The organism is Bradyrhizobium sp. UFLA05-112 (assembly GCF_053572325.1).
Window position 1 is genome coordinate 121,499 of record NZ_JBANBK010000005.1, and the last position, 21,935, is coordinate 143,433.

At 64.3% G+C, this 21,935-nt stretch carries 15 protein-coding genes and 1 pseudogene; 10 read left to right on the forward strand and 6 right to left on the reverse strand.

The genetic code is table 11. The features are described from left to right. Positions 1-139: 139 nt before the first annotated feature. Complete coding sequence (locus SO180_RS04825; protein ID WP_449377671.1) at positions 140-1,528, forward strand: MATE family efflux transporter; 1,389 nt, start codon at positions 140-142, stop codon at positions 1,526-1,528. Next, positions 1,525-2,013, forward strand: a complete 489-nt coding sequence (locus SO180_RS04830; protein ID WP_449377672.1) for a DUF2867 domain-containing protein — start codon at positions 1,525-1,527, stop codon at positions 2,011-2,013. The genes SO180_RS04825 and SO180_RS04830 overlap by 4 nt, the downstream gene beginning before the upstream one ends. Here SO180_RS04830 and SO180_RS04835 read toward each other — a convergent pair whose 3' ends face one another. Continuing rightward, positions 2,014-3,129: an FUSC family protein gene (locus tag SO180_RS04835; RefSeq protein WP_449377673.1), complete on the reverse strand. Its 1,116-nt coding sequence runs from the start codon at positions 3,127-3,129 to the stop codon at positions 2,014-2,016. Between the two features lie 123 nt (positions 3,130-3,252). On the opposite strand from SO180_RS04835, the gene SO180_RS04840 reads away from it, so the two are divergent. Further along, positions 3,253-4,620: an MmgE/PrpD family protein gene (locus tag SO180_RS04840; protein WP_449377674.1), complete on the forward strand. Its 1,368-nt coding sequence runs from the start codon at positions 3,253-3,255 to the stop codon at positions 4,618-4,620. 219 nt (positions 4,621-4,839) lie between these two features. On the opposite strand, the gene SO180_RS04845 is transcribed toward SO180_RS04840, so the two are convergent. Together SO180_RS04845 and SO180_RS04850 are read right to left on the reverse strand one after the other, a co-directional pair. Next, on the reverse strand, positions 4,840-6,267 hold the full coding sequence (locus tag SO180_RS04845; protein WP_449377675.1) for a serine hydrolase domain-containing protein: 1,428 nt from the start codon (positions 6,265-6,267) through the stop codon (positions 4,840-4,842). Between the two features lie 143 nt (positions 6,268-6,410). Continuing rightward, entirely contained in the window at positions 6,411-7,472 is a 1,062-nt protein-coding gene (locus SO180_RS04850) for an AraC family transcriptional regulator (RefSeq protein WP_449377676.1), read from the reverse strand. A gap of 270 nt (positions 7,473-7,742) precedes the next feature. Here SO180_RS04850 and SO180_RS04855 point away from each other — a divergent pair, with 270 nt between their 5' ends. The 3 genes from SO180_RS04855 (at position 7,743) to SO180_RS04865 (ending at position 12,171) form a co-directional block, all read left to right on the forward strand. After that, on the forward strand, positions 7,743-8,660 hold the full coding sequence (locus SO180_RS04855; RefSeq protein ID WP_449377677.1) for a pirin family protein: 918 nt from the start codon (positions 7,743-7,745) through the stop codon (positions 8,658-8,660). Positions 8,661-8,724: 64 nt separating this feature from the next. Continuing rightward, positions 8,725-9,639, forward strand: coding sequence for a phosphoribosylaminoimidazolesuccinocarboxamide synthase (locus SO180_RS04860; protein ID WP_449377678.1), 915 nt, complete (start codon positions 8,725-8,727; stop codon positions 9,637-9,639). Between the two features lie 315 nt (positions 9,640-9,954). After that, positions 9,955-12,171, forward strand: coding sequence for an SLC26A/SulP transporter family protein (locus tag SO180_RS04865; RefSeq protein WP_449377679.1), 2,217 nt, complete (start codon positions 9,955-9,957; stop codon positions 12,169-12,171). 111 nt (positions 12,172-12,282) lie between these two features. Here the strand turns inward: SO180_RS04865 and SO180_RS04870 are convergent, their stop codons facing one another. Next, the gene (locus SO180_RS04870) at positions 12,283-13,776 is read right to left on the reverse strand and encodes an NAD-dependent succinate-semialdehyde dehydrogenase (protein ID WP_449377680.1); all 1,494 of its coding nucleotides are present in this window, start codon (positions 13,774-13,776) and stop codon (positions 12,283-12,285) included. 239 nt (positions 13,777-14,015) lie between these two features. Beyond that, positions 14,016-14,374: pseudogene (locus SO180_RS04875) on the reverse strand (hypothetical protein). 342 nt (positions 14,375-14,716) lie between these two features. Between SO180_RS04875 and SO180_RS04880 the strand changes: the two are divergent. Beyond that, positions 14,717-15,910, forward strand: a complete 1,194-nt coding sequence (locus SO180_RS04880; protein WP_449377681.1) for a serine hydrolase domain-containing protein — start codon at positions 14,717-14,719, stop codon at positions 15,908-15,910. A 116-nt stretch (positions 15,911-16,026) separates the two neighbouring features. Continuing rightward, positions 16,027-17,721, forward strand: coding sequence for an AMP-binding protein (locus SO180_RS04885; protein ID WP_449377682.1), 1,695 nt, complete (start codon positions 16,027-16,029; stop codon positions 17,719-17,721). Positions 17,722-18,033: 312 nt separating this feature from the next. Here the strand turns inward: SO180_RS04885 and SO180_RS04890 are convergent, their stop codons facing one another. Next, a complete protein-coding gene (locus SO180_RS04890) occupies positions 18,034-19,047 on the reverse strand; it encodes an adenosine kinase (RefSeq protein ID WP_449377683.1) in 1,014 nt (337 codons plus the stop codon). 185 nt (positions 19,048-19,232) lie between these two features. Here SO180_RS04890 and murJ point away from each other — a divergent pair, with 185 nt between their 5' ends. Continuing rightward, positions 19,233-20,783: a murein biosynthesis integral membrane protein MurJ gene (gene murJ / locus SO180_RS04895; protein WP_449377708.1), complete on the forward strand. Its 1,551-nt coding sequence runs from the start codon at positions 19,233-19,235 to the stop codon at positions 20,781-20,783. Between the two features lie 88 nt (positions 20,784-20,871). Further along, entirely contained in the window at positions 20,872-21,924 is a 1,053-nt protein-coding gene (gene trpS, locus SO180_RS04900; protein ID WP_449377684.1) for a tryptophan--tRNA ligase, read from the forward strand. The last annotated feature ends 11 nt before the right edge of the window (positions 21,925-21,935 follow it).

Consider the following 21,935-nt stretch of genomic DNA (forward strand, 5'->3'; position numbering starts at 1 on the left):
GCTACGGTGATGCGCTGCTGAGCCGGGGCCCATGTTGCGAGGCCCGTGCCCGTGGCTTCTGGGTCCCGGCTCGCGCTTTGCGGTCCGGGACACGAGAGGAGGCCATGTTTTCGACGTGGGGCTGTGTTATCGGCCGGCCATGCTCGAAACCGTCCGCCGCCCATCGCAGCAGCTCGCCGCGCAAAACCACCTCGCCGATGAATTCGGCGAGACGTTGCGGCTGGCAGTGCCGATGATGCTGACGCAGCTCGGGCAGATCGCGATGATCACCAGCGATCTCGCACTGATCGGGCGGCTCGGCGAGGACGCCGTCGCAGCTGCGGCACTTGCGCACACCGTCTATTTCGTCAGCTTCACCTTCGGGCTCGGCTTGATGGCGGCCGTATCGCCACTGGCAGCCCAGGCGTTCGGCGCCGGCGACGTCAGACGCATCCGCCGCTCCTTGCGCGTGGGCTTGTGGGTTGCGTTCCTCATCTCGCTGCCGATGATGGCTTCGCCGCTTTATGGCGAGCACATACTGATCGCGCTCGGACAGGCGCCACCTTCGGCCGTGCTCGCGCAGCGCTATCTGAACGGTCTGGCCTGGGGCATTGCGCCGGCGCTCGGCTTCATCGCGCTGCGAAGCATGATGAGCGCGGTGAACCGGCCACAGGCACCGCTATGGATCACGCTGGCGGCGATCCCCGCGAATTTCGCGCTGGTCTATTGCCTGATCCATGGCCTGTTCGGCTTGCCGAAGCTCGGCCTGTTCGGCGCGGGGCTTGCGACCACGCTCGTCAATCTCGGCACCTTTCTCGCAGCACTCGCCATTGCGGCGTGGCGCAAGCCGTTCGCCGACTATCATCCGCTCGCGCATCTCTGGCGGATCGACTGGCCCTTGATGCGCCAGCTGATCGTGATCGGCGCGCCGATTTCGTTCTCGCTGTTGCTGGAATACGGCCTGTTCTCCTCGGCGGCGCTGTTGATGGGCCTGATCTCGACCACCGCATTGGCCGCGCACCAGATCGCGCTTCAGGTCACGGCTGTGCTGTTCATGGTCCCGCTCGGCATCGGCATGGCTGCGACGGTGCGGGTCGGCCACGCCTTCGGCCGCGACGACCCGGCGGGCGTCCGACGCGCGGGTCTCGTCGCAGCCCTGCTCGGGATTACGTTCGTCGCGGTGCTGACGGTTGCGATCATCCTCGGCCGCTATGAGCTCGGACGGCTGTTCTTCGGAAGCAGCGAGGCGAGCGCACCGACTGTCAATCTGACCGCGACGCTTCTTCTGGTCGGCGCGACCTTCTTCATCGCCGATGCGTTGCAGACCATCATGGGCGGCGCGCTGCGCGGCATCAATGACACCCAGATGACATTGGTGTTCGCGGCAATAGGCTATTGGTGCGTCGGCTTCCCGATCGCCTGGGTTCTCGCCTTCCACGCCGGCCTCGGCGCGGTCGGCGTCTGGATCGGATTGTCGATCGGATCGTTCGTCTATGCCGGCCTCTTGATCTTGCGCTTTCGGATGCTGACGCGCAAAATCCCGGGATGACAAGTCCCGTTCGCGAAATCACCCCGAACGTCGATACCGGCACGGTGCTGTCAGGCGCGCAGTTCATCGACGCCTTTCGCGTCGACATTGGCACCGCGGCAGTCAACGCCCGTGAGGCCTGCACACGGATGGTCTTGAACGGACCACGCTGGGTCGATGCGCTGGTGCGCCTGCGTAATATTCTGGTGACGCCGTTCGGGCTGAAAAAATCGGGCGAAGGCGCACCTGCGCCCGGCGGCTTGATCGGCCTGTTTCCAGTGTTGAGCGAGACGCCCGAGCGGCTGGTCGCCGGCTTCGACGATTCTCACCTCGATTTTCGCATTGTCGTCGACGTGGCCGGGGATGCAGCGAGCCGCCAGGTCACCGTGACCACTCTGGTGAAGACAAACAATTTCCTCGGCCGGACCTACCTCATGCTCATCACACCGTTCCACAAGCTCGTGGCCCGCGGCATGATGGGAAGGATCGAGGAGCCGGTCCGCTAATTATTCCGCCGCTTTCACCGGCCCATCGGCCACAGCTTCGGACCACTCGCCGATGACGCGATCGAGGTCGCAGAGATTCTGGTGCATCTGCTCCAGCGAGAAGCCGAGGGCGAAGAAGCGCTCCGCGGTGTCGCCGGGATGTCCGCGGATCACGCCGTCCTGACGGACGGCGGCAACCGCCTCGGCATAGTGCTGGAGCGCGACGTGCACGGGGTGGATCGGCGGCGCGCCGGCACCCTCGCGCATGGCGTCGGCCGCCGACTTCAGGAAGCGCACGATCGCCGCGCTGACCTCTGTCAGGGGTGCCGCGAGCCTGACCTGCACCTCGACGGGCAGTGGCACCACGGTCGCGCGGCCGATCATCACGACGTCGTGGCGCAGCCGCAAGATCGTGCGCAGCAACGGGCCGGTATCCGGTCCGCTGGACAATCGCGCGGAACGCTCGCGCTCGGCTTCGGCACCAATGGTATTCATGCCGACCATTGCGGCGCCGATCCCGTCCTGAATCCGATGCAACGCATCGTTGTCGCGGCCGCGCGTCAGACCCGCGAGCAGTTCGGTAAAGGCCTCCGCAATCAGCTCGAGCAGCTTGGCAGCGCTCGCGCGAATCTGCCGTACCGCGCGCGACGGCAGCACCAGGAACGAGACGAGCAGCCCCGTCACGGCGCCGACCGAAACCTCGCTGACGCGATCGATCGCCGAGGCCATGGGATCGGCATGATGCATGGTCGGAAGCACAAGCACGATTACGGCCGTCACCGTTGCAGAGCTCAGATTCGGATAGATCGACGCGATATAGGCAAGTGGCGCCACGGCCAGCACCAGCAAACACAGCAGGCCCAGTTCGCCGGAATAGGGGATCAGGATTGCGATGGCGCCGCCGTAGACGGCGCCGCCGATCGTGCCCAGCATGTAGTCGCGCGTCGCCTTGAGCGAGCGCCCTACGCTCATCTGAGTCACGATGATGGACGTCAGCACAGCCCAGAGTGGCAACAACAGGTGTAGCGCGGTGGCGAGTGCATAGGCGGCGGTGGCGGCCACCGTGACCCGGACCGCCAGCCCCAACTGGGTCTTTCGCAACCAGAGCCGGTCGAACAGCTGTCTTACGCCTACCATCGTCAAACGTCCCGGTCCCATCCTCGTCAACCGACCAAAAGCATAGCTGATACCCGTGGCCGCGAGGCGGCTTGAAAGGGGAAATCCGCCCGCCTACCCTGCCGGCCAAAACGAGGAAACACGATGGCCCACGAAACCGCAACGCTCGCGGCCTATGTCGCCAAGCTAAAATATGAGGATATTCCAGCGGAGGTACTTGAGCGCGCAAAGGTGCTGACGCTCGATTTCCTCGGCAGCGCCATTCGCGCACGGCGCGAGGCGGAATCGACGCCGTCGCTGCTGAAGATGCTGGAAGCGCTGGCGCTCGACGGCAAGGGCGAATCCACCGTGTTCGGCGATACCAAAACCTGGACGCCGGCGGTCGCCGCACTCCTCAACGGTGCCCTCGGCCACTCCCTCGATTTCGACGACACGCATGCCGATTCCTCGCTGCATCCGAGCGCGCCGGTGGTGCCGGCCGCGTTCGCGGTCGGCGAGATGGTCGGCGCCTCCGGACGCGACGTGCTGACCGCGATCGTTGCGGGCTATGAGGTCTGCTGCCGGCTCGGCAACGCGCTCGATCCGACTTCGCACTACGCCCGCGGCTTTCATCCGACCGCGACCGCAGGCACCTATGGCGCGGCGGCCGCAGCCGGCAAGCTGTTCGGCCTCTCCGAGACGCAGATCATCTCAGCCTTCGGCGTCTCCGGCAGCCAGGCCGCGGGCTCGCTGCAGTTTCTGCTCAGCGGCGCCTGGAACAAGCGCTATCAGGTCGGCGCCGCCGCGATGAACGGCGTGATCGCCGCCACGCTGGCGCGCAACGATTTCGTGGGTTCGACGGAATCGGTCGAGGGCAAGCACGGCCTGCTCGTCGGCTACACCGACGACGCGCATCCGGACAAGGCCGTCGCCGAACTCGGCAAGAGCTACGAGACCATGAAGATCGGCGTCAAACCCTATCCGAGCTGCCGCTATACCCACGCCGCAATCGACGCGCTGATCGCGATGCGGCGCGAGCACAATCTGACGCCCGAGCAGGTCAAGCGTGTCGAGATCGGCCTGCACCGCAACGGCATCACGCTGACCGGCGATGCCCCGACCAAGCGGCACCCGCGCTCGATCGTCGGGGGCCAGTTCTCGATGTTCTTCACCGGCGCGCTTGCGCTCGACCAGGGCAGCTTCGGCTGGGACGATTACAAACGACTTGGCGATGCCGCGATCGACGCGCTCGCCGACAAGTTCGAGGTGGTGCAGGATTCGCGGCTGGAAGGCCGCGTCCATCCGTTCGGCGCGCGCGTCAGCATCACCACCGACGACGGTGTGCACGAGCGACTGCACGCCGACCCATCCGGCGAACCGACCTCATTCCCTGACGCGCAGGCAATGCAACAGAAATTCTTGACGCTGGCACGCCCGGTGCTGAATGCACGCGCTGAACAATTCGCGGATGCGATCCTATCGCTGGAGCGGTTCGATCGCGTGGCGAAGGCAACGCAGCTGGGGAGGCAGTGAGTTAGCGCCGCGCTGACACACCCTCTCCCCTTGCGGGAGAGGGTGGATTCGATGCGAAGCATCGAAGCCGGGTGAGGGGTCTCTCTCCGCGCGTGAACCTTTCACAATTGAGTTCGCGGAGAGAACCGCTCATCCGGCGCCATTCTCTTAAGAACGGCCGACGAAAGCGGCCTGTGCCACCTTCTCCCGCAAGGGAGAAGGGAAGAGGAGTTCGCCAGCTCAGTTCCCACCCGCCATCTTCGCCTTGTCATGCGTCGCCGCAACCACGTCGCTTACAAGCTGAAACACCCCGTCCACCTCCGGCGGCCAGTTCGGCGAGCGGCCGAGGCGCACGATCACCAGGCGCTCGGACGGGATCACGATCGCATATTGCCCGATCGTGCCCTTGGCGAAGAAGGCATCGCACGGCCAACCGTGCTCGATGCGGTAGTTCGCGCCAAAACTGTCGCCACGATTGGTCCAGAAGCCGGCGCCGATGCCGACCCAGCCGTTCGGCGTGGCCGTCGCGGAATAGTTCACCCAGCTCTCGGGCAGGATACGCTTGCCGCCAACGACGCCGTCGTCAAGATAGAGCTGGCCGAAGCGCGCCCAGTCGCGTGCCGACGCCAGCATTTCGCCGGAGCCCTCGATCGTGCCGGCGCCGTCGAGCTGAATCATGACGTTGACCATGCCGAGCGGCGCGAACAGTTCGCGGCGCGCGAAGCGAAGCGCATCTGCGGGCTTACCGCCGGCGGCATTGCGAATCAGCTGCGCGAGGATGAGGAAGTTGCCGTCGTGATAGTTCCAGGCCGTGCCCGGCGCGGTCGCAAGCGGCGCGCGCTCGGCAAAGGCGGCCATGTCGTTTTCCGCATACTTCATCGTGTTGACCGGCTCGAGCACAGAGCCGAGCGACGCCTGCAACGAGCTTCCGAGCGCGAGCCCGGCGGTGTGGCGCAGCAATTGGTCGACGGTGATGGCATGGCGCGGATCGTCCGGACTCTGCCAGGCGGCGATCGGCGCGGGCCCGTCGAGCTTGAGTTTACCCTGGCGCACCAGAATGCCTGTCAGCGCCGAGGTCACCGACTTGGTCATGGAGAAGCCGAGCAGCGGCGTCTCCGGTCCGATGCCATCGGCATAGCGCTCGGCGATAATGCGGCCGGCTTTCATGACAACGATCGCACGGGTGCGCCGATAAGGCGCTTGCGCTGGCTCGGCGAAGGCACGGTCGAGCGCGGTTGACAGTCCTTCGCTTTGCGGCGCCATCAGTCCCGGGCCGGCGATCTCCGGCAGCAAGGCAGGCTGCTTGTCATCCGGCGACAACGCGACGTCGGTGATCCCCTGGCCGTGCTCGAGCGTGCAGCCGAGCCCCTCGCGATAGACGGCATGGCTGCGGCCGATGCCGAACAGAGACACGGTCACGTCCTTGCGCGCACGATCGACCTGAAAATCCATCGCCCAGGTGAGCGGGCCCGCGCCCGGCATCGCATCCGTGGTCTCGGCGAGATTGCGGCTGGGATCGAGGCCGGAGACGAACGTCTCCGAACAGAGCGTGTGGGCGATGAAGCCAGTCGCAACCTTGGGCACGTCACGGGCCCTCGCCGCGGCGAGCGCGAGGCCTGTACAGGCAATGGCGGTGGTGAGGAGGACGATCTTGCGGCGGCGGGTCACGGGCTTTCTCCGGCTTTGGGGCGAATACCGGAGAAGGACCAGAGCGGGCCGATGGCAGCTCGCCGGATTTGGAAAATGACCAGGTTGAAACTGATCGGACCTGGCCGATTCTAGAGTTATCCTGTGATTTCAAAGGCATAAAACTAAGCCACATCGGCCTTGAGGCGCCGATATTCCGTCGGTGTCACGCCCGTGACCGCCTTGAAGGCGCGGTTGAACGGGCCGAGGGACTGGAAGCCGGCATCCATCGCGATGGTGATGACGGGCACTTCGGCCTGCGAGGGATCGGCCAGCGCGGCCTTGGCTTCCTCGATCCGGTGGTTGTTCAGGAACACATTGAAGTTGCGGTAGCCAAGCCGCTGGTTGATCAGCCGGCGCAACCGGTATTCCGGAATCTTGAGCCGGCCCGCCAGCGCGCCGATGGTGATGTTCTCTTGGCGGTAGATCCGCTCGTCTGCCATCAGCCGCATCAGGGCGTCGATCAGCTTCTGGTCGGCGGCGTCTTCGCTAGCTTGCGGGCGGAAAATGACCGCCGGTGCGGCCTCGGCGACAACCGGAAACAGATCGGCGGCATCGACCCGCATCATGGCGTAGGCGATGGCCGCGACGATGCAGGCGAGCACGCCGGCATTGATCGTATCGGCGGCATCGCCGACGCGATAACCCGCGACGGAGATCTGAAGCAGCGCATTCACCCCGCCATAGAGCGCGCCGGCACAGACGAGGAAGACGCGAACGCGGCGGCGGCGCTCGACCAGGTCGGCCGGCCACGAGGCGATCGTCTGCCCAATCGCAAGCGCGATGAAGCCGAGCACGATCAGGTTGACCACCGTCACCGAAAACCGTACGTGGCCGCCAGGCGCAATCCAGACGCAGCCTGCGAAGCTGAACGCCGTCACCAGCGCCCAGACCCATCCGTGCCACCAGCTTAAGCGAAACTCGTCGTCGAACAGCGCGCGCGTGAACAGCCAGAACACGACGATGTTACCGGTCGATAGCGCAACTAGCGGCGCATGCGATGCCGGGATCCGAGACGTGACACCAACCGAATAGCTCACCGCATGCGCGGCCAAGCCCAGTGCGAGAGCAGCACCGAGCCGCCCCGCCAGCACGTTGCGGAAATCGGCGACCAATGACGCAGCCAGCACCAGCAGCAGCGCGACGCTGGCGGAGCGGAAGGCGAGCTCGAGAGCGGCTGTTGTCATCGAATGCTGCGGTCGATCACGGTTGAGATCGGCCGAACATCGTTCGTTACACCGGCTTTTTCAAGGACCATCCGCATCCCCCACGCACACTGTCATCGCCCGGCTTGCAGCCTCCGCTGAAGCTTCGGCGAGCCGAGTTTGCGAGCCTCGTCGGAGCCTTGGCGGAGACCGGACCTGGCGATGACAGTGGAGTTTGTGGCCGGCCTTTGTCGCGACGGCGCTGCAAATTCCTGCTAGGCTCGCGCCCAAGAAAGCCAAAAGGAGTCCACCATGAGCTGGATGCCCGACAACGATCCCGTGCTCGGCGATCCCAAAACATGCGATGCGCTCGATCTCGTCATCGTGCCGCGCACCCGTGATCTCGGCGATGGATTTGAAGTCCGCCGCGCGCTGCCGCATGGCAAGCGGCAGATGGTCGGGCCCTTCATCTTCTTCGATCATTTCGGACCGGTGCAATTCGTCTCCGGGAAGGGCATGGACGTGCGGCCGCATCCGCATATCGGCCTTGCCACCGTCACCTATCTGTTCGACGGCGCGATCATGCACCGCGACAGCGAAGGCAACATCCAGGAGATCCAGCCCGGCGCGATGAATCTGATGACCGCAGGCCGCGGCATCGCGCATTCCGAGCGCACGCCCGATACGCAGCGCGCCTCGGGTCAGAAGATGCTGGGGTTGCAAAGCTGGATCGCACTGCCGGCGGCATCGGAAGAGATCGCCCCGTCATTCCAGCACTACGCCGCGGGCGATCTGCCGATGATCTCCGAGCGCGATTTCACCGCGCGGGTGATCGCCGGCTCCGCGTTCGGCATCACATCGCCGGTCACGATGGTCTCGCCCTGGTTCTATACCGAGGTCACGGCGGTGGCGGGCGCGCGCGTGCCGCTCGATCCCGATCACGAGGAACGCGCGATCTATGTCGTCGACGGCGAGGTCGAGATCGCCAACGAACGGTATGAGGGGCCGCGCCTGCTGATCTTCCGGCCCGGCGATCGCATCACCGTGAAGGCCGTAAGGCCGACGCGGATGATGTTTCTCGGCGGCGATGCACTCGAGGGGCCACGCCACATCTGGTGGAATTTCGTGTCCTCCAGCAAGGAGCGGATCGAGCAGGCCAAGCAGGACTGGAAAACCGGTCGCTTCGCGGCGGTTCCGCAGGAACACGAATTCATTCCGCTGCCGGAATAGGCTATCCCGATCCTGGGCCGCGCTGTCGCGCGGCCCTAAGATCTCCTGCCTGAAGGCCCTGCCGATGACCACGATGCTGACCAGTGAACTGCCGCTCCCCAAGATCGGGCGTGGCAAGGTACGCGATATCTACGCCGTTGATGACGATCGCCTGCTGCTCGTCACCACCGACCGTATCAGCGCCTTCGACGTCGTGATGGGCGAGACCATCCCGATGAAGGGCGCGGTGCTCACGCAAATCAGCGCCTTCTGGTTCAGAGAGCTTGAGGGCGTGGTGCCGCATCACGTCATCAGCGCCAACACCGACGAGATCATCGCAGCCGTGCCAGCGCTGAAAGCGCACCGCGCCGACATCCTCGGCCGCGCGATGCTGTGCAAGCGCACCACCGTGTTTCCGATCGAATGCGTGATCCGCGGCTACATCTCCGGCTCCGCCTGGAAGGAATACGCGGCGTCCGGCACGCTCGCCGGCGAGAAGCTGCCGGCAGGCCTCGTCGAGAGTGAAAAACTCAATCCTGCGATCTTCAGCCCGGCGACCAAGGCCGAGACCGGCCATGACGAGAACATCACGATCGCGCGGATGCGCGAGATCGTCGGCGACGAGGTCGCCCATACGCTGGAGAGCATGACGCGCGCGATCTACACGCTCGGTGAGGAGCTCGCGCGTGAGCAGGGCATCATCATCGCCGACACCAAGTTCGAGTTCGGCCGCGACAAGGACGGCCGCATCATCCTGATCGACGAGGTGATGACGCCGGACAGCTCGCGCTTCTGGGCGGTCGACGCCTACAGGCCAGGCCAGCCGCAGGCCAGCTTCGACAAGCAGCCCTTGCGCGACTACCTGGATGTCGAACGCCGCGCCGGCCGCTGGAACGGCGACGCCCCGCCCCCGCCGCTCCCGGCAAGCGTGGTCGAGGCGACGAGCAAGAGATATCTGGAAGCGTATCGGCGGATGACGGGAAAAGAGCTGAAGATCTAGCGCGGTCGCAAGTCATCGGGCGAGGACGCCCCTCCGACGTTGACCGCCATTCACATTCACTGTCGTCCTGGACAAGCGAGCAGAGCGAGCGCTGATCCAGGACCCATTACCACAGGACAGGGTTTGGCGAAGACTCGCGGTTAACCGATTTCGCTCCACGACTTCTCCCTGGGTAATGGGTCCTGGCTTTCGCCAGGACGACATCGAGAGATCGCCCGAAACTGTTGGCGATTTCATATTTGCAAAAATCCTTTTGCGCTAGGCTCGCAGTCGTCTACGTCTCGGACGGAAATTTTCAGGGGCGAGCACAAGGGCGTGACAGATCCAGCAATCACCTACAGTCCGGCCGCTCGATTCGATCCGGCCATCAAGCGTGCGCTGAATGATATACTGGGCGGAAGCGCAGCGAGTGTCCTGACCGTCACCTTTGGGCTTTCCTATGCGCTGCTGATCTTCGCCGGTCCGCTCTCCCCCTATCTGTCCTACGGAATCGCCGCGACCTTCATCAGCTCCGCCGTGCTTGCGGCCATCATCGGATTCGGAAGCTCTCTGCCCTTTGCGATTGCCGCACCGGACAGCTCCACCGCCGCGGTGACGGGAATCCTGGCCGCCTCGCTGGTCGAACGCATCGAGACGGCGAATCTGCCAGCACCATTGCTCTCGTCCGTATTGATCACGCTCGGCCTGTCGACCGTTCTGACCGGACTCACTCTGTGTGGATTGGGACTGACACGGATGGGCCGCGCGATCCGCTCCGTGCCTTTTCCCGTGGTCGGCGGCTTCCTCGGCGCCACCGGACTTCTGATCGTCATGGGCGCCATCCGGGTCATCACCAATCATCCGGTGCAGTTCGGGACGCTGCTGGGCTTCACGAGCGGCATCATGCTGTCGGAACTGGGGGCGGCGTGCGCGATGGCGCTGGTGCTGTATTTCACCTGGCATCGCTCGCGCAGCCCGTTCGGACTGCCGATCATCCTGGTCGGCGGCATGCTCACGGCACATGTGGCGTTCTGGATCGCGGGCATCTCGCCGGAGGACGCGCGCGCCATGGGCTGGACCTTCGAGCCTCCGCCGCCGGCCGCCTTCATGCTGCCCTGGCATACCGACGGTCTCGTCCGCTATCCTTGGCCGGCCGTGCCGGACCTGCTCGGCAACGTGGTCGCCGTGATCTTCGTCACGGCATCCAGCACGCTGTTCAACACCACGGGTATCGAGGTCGCCGTGCATCGCGAGGCTAATCTCGAGCGCGAGCTGAACGTCACGGGCGCGGCCAACATCCTGGCCGGAGCGCTCGCCGGCTATGCCGGCTGCATTTCGGTCAGCCGTTCGATCCTCAATTTCCGCAGCGGCGGCCGCGGACGCCTGTCGGGTCTGACCGTCGCGGCGATGTCGCTCTTGATGCTGGCCATCGCGCCCGATCTGCTCGGGTTCATGCCGAAATTCGTGCTTGGCGGCCTTCTGCTCTATCTCGGCGCCGATCAGCTCCACAAATGGATCATCGAGTCGCGCAAGCGGCTATCGAAGCTCGAATATCTGTCGCTGATCGCCATCATCGTGATCATCGTGATCTGGGGCTTCGTGCCGGGCATCCTGATCGGGGTGATCATCGGCTGCCTGACATTCGCGTTCAGCGCGGCGCGGGTGGAGTCGATCAAATACAGCTTTGACGGCTCCGAATACCGCTCTTCGCTCGACCGCTCGCGGGACGATCAGGACGTGCTACTGGCCCATGGCGGCACGATCCAGGGCCTGAATCTCCAGAGCTACCTGTTCTTCGGCTCGGCCAACCGGCTCTATCAGCACGTCAAGCGCCTGCTCGGGGAGCGGCCGGAGTGCCGCTATCTGCTGTTCGACTTCAAGCTCGTGACCGGCGTCGATTCCTCGGCCGCCTACAGTTTTGCCCAGATCAAGCGCAGCGCGCGCGACCTCGGCGTCGAGCTGATCCTGGTGCATCTGTCGGCCGCGGCCGAAAAGGTGCTGCGGTCCAGCGATTTCATCAGCGAAGGCGTCACCATCATTCCCGAGCTCGATCATGCGCTGGAATGGTGCGAGAACGAGATCATCTCGCAACATCAGGGGCTCGCTCAGGAAGAGGCCAACTTGCGGGACTGGTTCGCGCGGATTCTCGATAGCGAACGGGACGCCGACGAGCTGATCCGCCGCTGCCAGCGCCTCGAGGTCGATGCCGGGGAGATCATCGTGCACGCCGGCGACCCCGCCGATTCCATGCACTTCATCCTCGACGGACGCGTCGGCATCATGGTCCCTGCCGAGGACGACCGGACCACGCGCGTACGGAGCCTCGGCCGCTACACCACGATCGGCGAGATGGGGCTGGTGTCGCACACGCCGCGCAGCGCGACCATCCAGGCCGAGGTCGCAAGCGTGCTGTACGTGCTGAACACGCACCAGTTCGATGCGATCAGGGACGAAGACCCCGAGCTCAGCCACAAGCTGCTGACCTATTTCGTCTCGGTCATGGCCGAGCGGCTTAGCTTTGCAAACAGGACCATTGCGGTGCTGCGCCGGTAAGGCCGGCGTAGCTCGGAGCAAAGCGCAATCCGGGCTTTCGCACGAGGCTCGAACGTTCCGGATTTCGCTTCGCTCCATCCCGGCGACGGCACTCCCTCCGCGGCTACAGGCCTACACCCCTGCCATCATCACGTATTTGATCTCGACATATTCTTCCATGCCGTGATGCGAACCCTCGCGGCCGAGACCGCTCTCCTTGACGCCGCCAAAGGGCGCGACTTCCGTCGTGATCAGGCCGGTGTTGACGCCGACCATTCCCGACTCCAGTGCCTCGGCAACGCGCCAGACGCGGCCGAGGTCGCGGGAATAGAAGTAGGAGGCGAGACCGAACGGCGAGTTGTTGCACATCGTGATCACCTCGGCTTCGTCCTTGAAACGGAACACCGGCGCGAGCGGGCCGAAGGTCTCCTCATGCGCAACGAGTGCGTCCGGCTTGACGTTGGCGAGCACCGTCGGCTCGAAGAAGCTGCCGCCGAGCGCATGGCGCTTACCACCGGTGACGATCTTCGCGCCACCCTTCACCGCGTCCGCAATGTGTTTTTCGACTTTGTCGACGGCTTCCAGATTGATCAGCGGGCCCTGCACCACGCCGGCCTCGGTGCCGTCGCCGATCTTCATTGCAGCGACTTTCTTGGAAAGCTTTTCGACGAACTCGTCGTAGACCTTATCCTGGGCGTAAATGCGGTTGGCGCAGACGCAGGTCTGGCCCATGTTGCGATATTTCGAGACGATTGCGCCCTCGACCGCGGCATCGATATCGGCATCGTCGAACACCACGAAGGGCGCGTTGCCACCAAGCTCGAGGCCGAGCTTCTTCACACCGACGGAGGCTTGCTGATAAAGAATCTTGCCGACCTCGGTCGAGCCGGTGAAGCCAACGAAACGCACGGCGGGATGCTCGCACAGCACCTTGCCGATGGCCGACGAATTGCCGGTGAGGATATTGAATACGCCCTTCGGCACGCCGGCCTTTTCGGCGAGCGCGACCAGCGCAAGCGCCGTCAGCGGCGTTTCGTTCGCGGGCTTCAGCACAACGGTGCAGCCGGCCGCGAGCGCAGGCGAGACCTTGCGGGTGATCATCGAGCAGGGAAAATTCCACGGCGTAATCGCGCCGCAGACTCCGATCGGCTGCTTGATCGCAAGCAGGCGCGCATCGGGGCGCTGCGTCGGGATCGTCTCGCCATAGACACGGCGCGCCTCCTCCGCGAAAAATTCGACATAGGCGCCACCGATATCGACCTCGCCGAGCGCCTCGGTCAGCGGCTTGCCCTGCTCCGAGGTGAGGATCAGTGCCAGATCTTCGCGATTGGCTGCAATCAATTCGAACCATTTGCGCAAGATATTGGAGCGCTGTTTTGCCGTCAGCTTGGCCCAGGCCGGAAACGCCCGCTCGGCGGCTTTCACCGCCTGCGTGGTCTCCGCCGTGCTCATAACGGGGATTTTGGCTAGCTCGGCACCGTTCGCCGGATTGGTCACTGGCCGCGACGGCGTGCCGACCCAGGCGCCGTCGATGTAGCAGGCCTCGCGCAGCAGCGCGGGATCCTTGAGACGGTCGCGCAGGGTGGAGGTGGCTTGCGAGGCGCGTGCGGCGGCGGTCGGGGTCATGACGTTGCTCCTGGGACTGTCGGATTGGCCCGGAATATAGGGGCATGCGGCGCATCTTGCATCGCCCCGCAAACGCAAATCTGCTTCAAGCTAATCTGGGGGCAGCGCGAAGCCCGCGCAGGACGATTCTTGCTTGAGCCTGTCTTGCTTGAGCCTGGCCGCGATCTCTTAACCTCTCCCTACGGGAGGGGTCCTGCATCGTAGGCAGAAACTCAGCCCAACTCAGTCTTGTCGTTGGTCTACGCTGCGCCGCTCATATAGGTCTCGCGCCGGCCGACCATGTGCTCGGCGGCCGCCTTGGCATCGGCCTTGGTCGAGGTCGCGCAGGTCCGGTATTCGAGATCCGGCACGGCCGTGGTGTCGCGCCGGCCGAACCACGACTTTGAGCCGACCGGCAGCAGTGCGAGAGCCTGCGCCAGATTGAGCCGACCGGCAGCAGTGCGAGAGCCTGCGCCAGATTCTCGACCGCTCCGAAGGAAAATAGCGCGCCGGTACCGGCGATCCGGACTTCGTAAATGCCGGGCGAAATCGGCGCCTCGAGGTTGTCGCCCCGCCCAGCACGGGGATAGCGCTTCCATTCGCTCCAGGTCGAAATCATTTCAAGCCCCCTCGCGGTCATCGAAGCCGCCAAGATTTGCATCAATTGTTTGGCCGGCCGCGTCGATTCAGCCGTGTTCTGAACGCCTTGGTGCACAAAATGTTTCAGAGCAGTATGTTCGAAGCATACCGCCTGTTACCCTACGAGGTCTCGGCGAAGTGCGGTCATCCACCGCCGATTGTGACGAGGTGTTGCAGTTTGGTTCGCCTGTCGTCCTTCGCACGTGACCCGCCGTCAAGTCACGACATCGCGAACGGCGCGGGGGTTGAGATGCTTGCCGCACGTGGTTGCCGGGAGGACAATCGATCACTTCCAACAATAATCAAACCGGAGGAAACGCGCATGCAAAGCAAAGCCCAGATCGATCAGGTTCTGCGCCAGAAGAGCGATGCGAAGGCCATTCCAGGCGTCGTCGCCATCGCCGCGACCGGTAAGGACGTGCTGTACGAAGGCGCGTTCGGCAAACGCGACCTGTCCAAGCCCGATGCGATGACGGTGGACAGCGTATTCTGGATCGCCTCGATGACGAAGGCGGTCACCGCGGCAGGTGCGATGCAGCTGGTCGAGCAGGGCAAGCTTTCGCTCGAAGCGCCGATCAGCACGGTGTTGCCGGACCTCGCCTCAGTGCAAGTGCTCGAAGGTTTTGACGCCAGCGGCGCGCCGAAGCTGCGCCCGGCATCGCGACCGATCACGCTACGTCAGCTCCTGACCCATACGGCCGGCTTCTGCTACAACGTGTGGAACGGCGACTGCGCTCAATATCTGGAGAAGACCGGGACCCCGAACATCTTTTCCTGCCAGAACGTCGCGCTGAAGACGCCGATCATGTCCGACCCTGGCACACGCTGGGAATATGGCATCAATATTGACTTCGTCGGCAAGGCCGTGGAGGCCGTCAGCGGCAAGAAGCTCGATGCTTACTTGCGCGACAATCTGTTCACGCCGCTTGGCATGAGCGATACCGCGTTCAAGATCACCGACGACATGCGCCAGCGGCTGGTCGCCACGCATGCACGCGGCGAGGATGGATCGCTGGCGCCGATCCTGTTCGAGATCGAACAGAACCCGGAATTCCACATGGGCGGCGGCGGCCTTTACAGCACTGCCGGCGACTACATCAAGTTCACCCAGATGATCCTCAACAAGGGCCGCGGCAACGGCAACCAGGTGCTCCGGCCCGAGACGATCGCGACGATGAGCCAGAACCACATCGGCGATCTCAACGTCACCAAGCTGACGTCCGTGGCACCGATGTACACCAACGACGTCGATCTCTACCCGGAGCAGACGAAGAAATGGGGCCTCAGCTTCCTCATCAACACGGTCAAGACTGCTGAAGGCCGCAGCGCCGGCAGCCTCGCCTGGGCCGGACTTGCCAACACCTATTTCTGGATCGACCCGTCACGCGACGTTACGGGCGTCATCCTGATGCAACTCCTGCCATTCGTCGATAAGGAGTGCCTCGAGGCCTACGCCGGCTTCGAGCGCGGCGTCTATGCCGGGCTCGATGCCGGAAGCGGCCAGAGGGCGGCATAGCCCCTTAAGTCTAAGGCGCGCCCTGTCGCGCGCGCCGAGAACAGGATGTACCGTGCCCCGAAGGCCCTCGCCCTCGGGGCACGCGGCCATCATGAACCAGGCTGGAGGACACGACCTTGGCGGACAAAGCTGAAAGCTATGTATGTGGCATCTCCGATACGCCGCTGCTCGGCGACACTATCGGCCGCAGCCTCGACCTGGCCGTGCGGCGCTGGCCCGATCGTGAAGCGCTGGTCTCGCCGAGTCATGGCGTGCGATGGACCTGGAAGGAATTTGCCGAGCGGGTCGACGCGCTCGCCGCCGGTTTTCTTGCGCTCGGTCTTGAGCACGGGGCACGGATCGGCATCTGGTCGCTGAACCGCCCGGAATGGACACTGACCCAGTTCGCGGCCGCCAAGGCCGGACTGATCCTGGTGACGATCAATCCCGCCTACCGCCTCAGCGAGCTGGAATTCGCCCTTTATAAGGTCGGCTGCGCAGCGATCGTCACCGCGACAGCCTTCAAGACCAGCAACTACATGGAGATGCTCAATACGCTGCTCCCCGAGCTTGCCGGCGCCAGGCCCGGGCAGCTGCAAGCGGCGCGGCTCCCCGATTTGCGCATCGTCATCCAGATCGGCGATCCCGCCGTATCAGGCACGATTCCGTTCGACGAGGTCGCGCGCATGGGCGGCGCCCGTCACCGCGAACAGTTGGCCGCGCTCGGCGCGTCGCTGCAGTTCGACGATCCCGTCAACATCCAGTTCACCAGCGGCACGACCGGCTCGCCGAAGGGCGTGACGCTCACCCATCACAACATCCTCAACAACGGCTATTTCACCGGACGCGCGATGCGCCTCACCGAGACAGACCGCATCTGCATTCCGGTGCCGCTCTATCACTGTTTCGGCATGGTGATGGGCAACCTCGCCTCCGTCACGCTCGGCGCGGCCATGGTCTACCCCGGCGAGGGCTTTGATCCGCTCGCGACACTGCGCACGATCGAGCAGGAGAAGTGCACCGCAGTCTACGGCGTGCCGACCATGTTCATCGCAGAGCTCGATCATCCCGAGTTCTCGAAGTTCAATCTAACATCGCTGCGTACCGGCATCATGGCCGGGGCGCCGTGCCCGATCGAAGTGATGAAGCGCGTCAACACCGAGATGAACATGCGGGAGGTGACGATCGCCTACGGCATGACCGAGACCAGCCCGGTCAGCTTCCAGAGCGCGATCGACGATCCACTCGAACGCCGCGTTTCCACCGTCGGACGCATTCATCCTCATGTCGAGGTCAAGGTCGTCGATCTCGACGGCAAGATCGTCAAGCGCGGCGAACGCGGCGAGCTCTGCACCCGCGGCTACAGCGTCATGCTGGGCTATTGGGAGGACGAGGAGAAGACCGCCGACGTGCTCGACGCCAATGGCTGGATGCACACCGGCGATCTCGCCACCATCGACGCCGAAGGCTATTGCAACATCGTCGGCCGCATCAAGGACATGGTGATCCGCGGCGGCGAGAACCTCTATCCGCGCGAGATCGAGGAATTCCTCTATCGTCACCCCAAGATCCAGGACGTGCAGATCTTTGGCGTGGCGGATACACGCTACGGCGAGGAGCTCTGCGCCTGGATCCGCGTCAGGTCAGGCGAGACGCTCACGGCCGAGGAGGTTCGCGCCTTCTGCGAGGGCCAGATCGCTCACAACAAGATCCCGCGCTACGTCGAATTCGTCGACGAATTCCCGATGACCGTGACGGGCAAGATCCAGAAGTTTTTGATGCGGGATGCCGTGGAGCAACGGCTCGGGCTAAAGGCGGCGAAAACGGCGTGAGGACACTCATATCAAAATGACGCTGCCATTCCCCGCGAAAGCGGGGAATCCAGTACGCCGCGGCCTCTTCGTATTCGTCGCTGTCTCTGGAATACTGGATCGCCCGGTCCCGTCTCCGCCAAGGCTCCGACGAGGCTCGCGAACTCGGCTCGCCGGAGCTTCAGCGAAGGCGGCAAGCCGGGCGATGACGGCGAGTGTGCGGAACGTCAGTATCACGAGCTCGTCATTGCGAGCGCAGCGAAGCAATCCAGAGTCTTTCCGCGGAGATGGTCTGGATTGCTTCGTCGCTTCGCTCCTCGCAATGACGGCGCGTTACACCGTCAGCCCGCGCTGCTGCGCCAGCTCCTTCAGCGACACCTGCGGACGGGCGCCGATGTGCTGGATGACTTCGGCGGCGGCGAGCGCGCCAAGCTGGCCGCATTGGTTGTAGGAGAGATCCCGCGCGAGACCGAACAGGAAACCGGCAGCAAAGAGATCGCCGGCGCCGGTGGTGTCGACGAGCTTGTCGATCGGCGAAGCGGGCACCGCGACGGCATCTTCCGACGACACTACCATGCAGCCCTTCTCGCTGCGCGTGACCACGCCGAGATTGACGTCGTTACGGAGCTGCTTGAGCGCGGTGTCGAAGTCCGACGTCATGTACAGCGAATGTAATTCCGACTCGTTGGCAAACACGATATCGACCGTGCTGTTCTTCATCAGCGACAGGAACTCGTCGCGATAGCGGTCGACACAGAATGAATCCGACAGCGTCAGCGCCACCCTGCGGCGCGCATCATGCGCGATCTTCGCCGCCTTGACGAAAGCATCCTTGGCGTTTTTCGGATCCCAGAGATAACCCTCGAGATAGACGATGCGCGCGGCCGCGATCTCGGCCGGATCGATGTCGGCGGGCGACAGATCCTGCGCCGCGCCGAGATAGGTGTTCATGGTTCGCTCGCCATCCGCCGTCACCAGGATGTAGGAGCAGCCGGTGGCCGGACCATCCTTGGCGGCCGGCGTGTCGAAGGCGACGCCGGCGGCGCGGATGTCGTGGACATAGAGCTTGCCGATCTGGTCGTCCTTGACCTTGCCGACATAGGATGCCCGCGCCCCCAGGCTCGCAACGCCGACGATGGTGTTGGCGGCCGAGCCGCCCGACACTTCCGTGGCCGGGCCCATGTCCTTGTAGATGGCGGCCGCACGGGCCTCGTCGATCAGGGACATGCTGCCCTTGGTCATGCCGTGCTTGGCGAGAAAAGCCTCATCGGTCCGAACCAGCACGTCGAACAGCGCATTACCGATCCCCAGGACGTCATATTTGGCGTCATATTTTGCGTCAGCCATTCACCTTGATCCCGTTGCCTGATTGCGGTTAGGCGGAAAATCCGCTTCCTACTGCTTGAAAATCCGGCTCGCGGCCTATCACGACCGACCCCGCGCGAGCAAGCAACGAAGGGTTATCTTTTGACGCGTTTTCTTCACGCGAACCGGGACCACTTCGCTCGAAAACGCTATTGTATTCAGGCCTCATGATCCGCTCCTTCCTGACAGTCTCGACGGGAACATTGGCCTCGCGGCTGCTGGGATTTGCGCGGGATTCCCTAATCGCAGCGCTGCTCGGGACCGGTGCCGTCGCGGACGCATTTCTCGCCGCGTTCCAGCTCGTCAACGTGGTGCGCCGGCTGCTCAGTGAAGGCGCGCTCAATGCGGCGTTGGTCCCGGCCTGGTTGCGCACGCGCGAGCGCGCCGGCGACGAGGCCGCAGCGGCTTTCGCCGGCCGTGTGCTGGGGACGATCAGCGCGGCACTCATCGTGGCCTCGATCGCCATCGCGCTGGTGATGCCGCTGATCATCACCATCATCGCGCCGGGATTCGCCGGAAGCAACACGCGCGATCTTGCAGTGGCGAACGCGCGACTGATGCTGCCCTACCTCGCCTTCGCCGGACCGGTCACGGTGCTGATGGGGCTGCTCAATGCGCAAGGCCGTTTCGCGCTCACCGCGTTCTCGCCGCTGCTGTTCAACATCGCGCTGATCGCCGCGATCGCAGCTCTGCTGCTGGGGCACGCCGATGCCGTCTTCGCTGCATGGACGCTTGCCGCGACCGTCGGCATTGCCGGCCTCTTGCAGCTGTTGATGCTGGGCTCGCAGCGCAGCGCGCGCCTTGCCACGCCCCTGCGCGTCACCTTCGACAAGGAGATGCGCGGCTTCTTCGCCAAGGCGATCCCCGGCATGATCGCCAGCTCCGGCCCGCAATGGCTGATGGTGGCCGGCGCCATAATCGCATCGGCAACGCCGTCAGCTGTCTCCTGGCTTTATTTCGCCAACCGCCTGATCGAATTGCCGCTCGGCATCGTCGGCGTCGCCATGGGCACCGTTCTGATGCCGGAGCTGACGCGCGCGACCGGAAGCGGCGACCGTAGCGCCGTGGCGCATGCGGAATCGCGGGCGCTCGAGCTTGCCACGGGTCTCGCGCTGCCGGCGACCCTTGGCCTGATCGTGCTGGCCGAGCCGATCGTGCGATTGCTATTCGAGCATGGCGCATTTGGCGCGAGCGACAGTGCGGCAACAGCAAGCGCGCTGATGGCGCTGGCGCTGGGTCTTCCCGCCCATGTCCTGATCAAGGCGCTGTCACCGGCTTTTTTCGCCCGCGGCGACACGATGGCACCGCTGATCGCTACCGCAAAAGGGTTCGTGGTCGCCGTGGCGCTCGCCGTGGTGCTTGGCCATGTCTTCGGCGCGACGGGTATCGCGGCGAGCATCGCGTGCGGCGCCTGGAGCAGCGCGCTCTCGCTGCTTCGCAAAGGCGCCGCCGAATTCGGCTTCGCGGTCGACGCCGCCGCCCGCAAGCGGCTGCCGCGGATTGCGCTCGCCGCGCTTCTCATGGGCGCCCTGCTCTGGCTCGCGACCGCCATCGCGCCCGCCGGCGGCCACAGCCTGCTCGGGCTGATCGTTCTCGGCCTCCAGATCACAGGCGGCCTGGTGGCCTACGGCCTGTTCCTGAAACTGCTCGGCATTGCCTCCTGGCGCGAGGCGCTTGCCGCCTTGAGGCGGCCGGCGCATCTGGACCAGGACGCGTAGGAAGCAGCGAATTACACTTGACGGAGCAGCGCCGCTGTTGGAAACGACGGCCCGTCGACCTCAGGAAGGCTTGCCAGGAAAGCTTACCATGCCATTCGTTGAACGGGTTTTTTCGGGCGTCCAGCCGACGGGCAATCTGCACCTCGGCAACTATCTCGGCGCCATCGTCAACTTCGTGAAGATGCAAGAAACGCACAACTGCATCTATTGCGTCGTCGACATGCACGCGATCACGCAAGGGGTGGACGTCTGGGGTGGGCCCGCCGAGCTCGCGCGCAACACCCGCGAGGTGACCGCGGCGTTCATCGCCAGCGGCATCGATCCGAAGAAGCACATCGTGTTCAACCAGAGCCAGGTCGCAGGCCACGCCGAGCTCGCCTGGATCTTCAACTGCGTCGCGCGCATGGGTTGGCTGAACCGTATGACCCAGTTCAAGGAGAAGGCCGGCAAGGACCGCGAGAACGCCTCTGTCGGTCTTTACGACTACCCCGTGCTGATGGCGGCCGACATTCTGCTGTACCGCGCCACGCATGTTCCGGTCGGCGAGGACCAGAAGCAGCACCTCGAGCTTTCGCGCGACATCGCGCAGAAGTTCAACAACGATTTTGGCGATTCGATCCGCAGCCACGGCGCCAATGACGGCCTGTTCTTCCCGCTCCCGGAACCGCTGATCACGGGACCGGCGACGCGTGTAATGAGCTTGCGCGACGGCACCAAGAAGATGTCGAAGTCGGATGCGTCGGACTATTCGCGCATCAATTTGACCGACGATGCCGACACCATCGCGCAGAAGGTCCGCAAGGCGAAGACCGATCCGGAGCCGCTGCCGACGGAGGAGAAGGGCCTGGAAGCGCGCCCCGAGGCCGACAACCTCGTCGGCATTTTCGCCGCGCTGTCGGGCCAGGCGAAGGCCGAGGTGCTGCGCGATTTCGGCGGCGGCCAGTTCTCCGGCTTCAAGAACGCGCTGGTCGATCTCTGCGTCACCAAGCTGGCGCCGATCGCCGGCGAGATGAAGCGCCTGGTCGCCGACCCCGGTCACATCGACGCCATCCTGAACGACGGCGCCGACCGCGCGCGCGCGATTGCGGACGAAACCATGGCGCTGTCCAAGGACATCGTCGGCTTCATCCGCAAGCGTTGATTGTTGCGCCT

Bases quoted from the DNA above. Each gene is read 5' to 3' on its own strand.
- SO180_RS04840 (WP_449377674.1), top strand. From the start codon at position 3,253: ATGGCCCACGAAACCGCAACGCTCGCGGCCTATGTCGCCAAGCTAAAA.
- SO180_RS04850 (WP_449377676.1), bottom strand. From the start codon at position 7,472: ATGACAACAGCCGCTCTCGAGCTCGCCTTCCGCTCCGCCAGCGTCGCG.
- SO180_RS04870 (WP_449377680.1), bottom strand. From the start codon at position 13,776: ATGACCCCGACCGCCGCCGCACGCGCCTCGCAAGCCACCTCCACCCTG.
- SO180_RS04860 (WP_449377678.1), top strand. From the start codon at position 8,725: ATGACCACGATGCTGACCAGTGAACTGCCGCTCCCCAAGATCGGGCGT.
- SO180_RS04825 (WP_449377671.1), top strand. From the start codon at position 140: ATGCTCGAAACCGTCCGCCGCCCATCGCAGCAGCTCGCCGCGCAAAAC.
- SO180_RS04855 (WP_449377677.1), top strand. From the start codon at position 7,743: ATGAGCTGGATGCCCGACAACGATCCCGTGCTCGGCGATCCCAAAACA.
- SO180_RS04880 (WP_449377681.1), top strand. From the start codon at position 14,717: ATGCAAAGCAAAGCCCAGATCGATCAGGTTCTGCGCCAGAAGAGCGAT.
- SO180_RS04835 (WP_449377673.1), bottom strand. From the start codon at position 3,129: ATGGTAGGCGTAAGACAGCTGTTCGACCGGCTCTGGTTGCGAAAGACC.
- SO180_RS04890 (WP_449377683.1), bottom strand. From the start codon at position 19,047: ATGGCTGACGCAAAATATGACGCCAAATATGACGTCCTGGGGATCGGT.
- murJ (WP_449377708.1), top strand. From the start codon at position 19,233: ATGATCCGCTCCTTCCTGACAGTCTCGACGGGAACATTGGCCTCGCGG.
- SO180_RS04830 (WP_449377672.1), top strand. From the start codon at position 1,525: ATGACAAGTCCCGTTCGCGAAATCACCCCGAACGTCGATACCGGCACG.
- trpS (WP_449377684.1), top strand. From the start codon at position 20,872: ATGCCATTCGTTGAACGGGTTTTTTCGGGCGTCCAGCCGACGGGCAAT.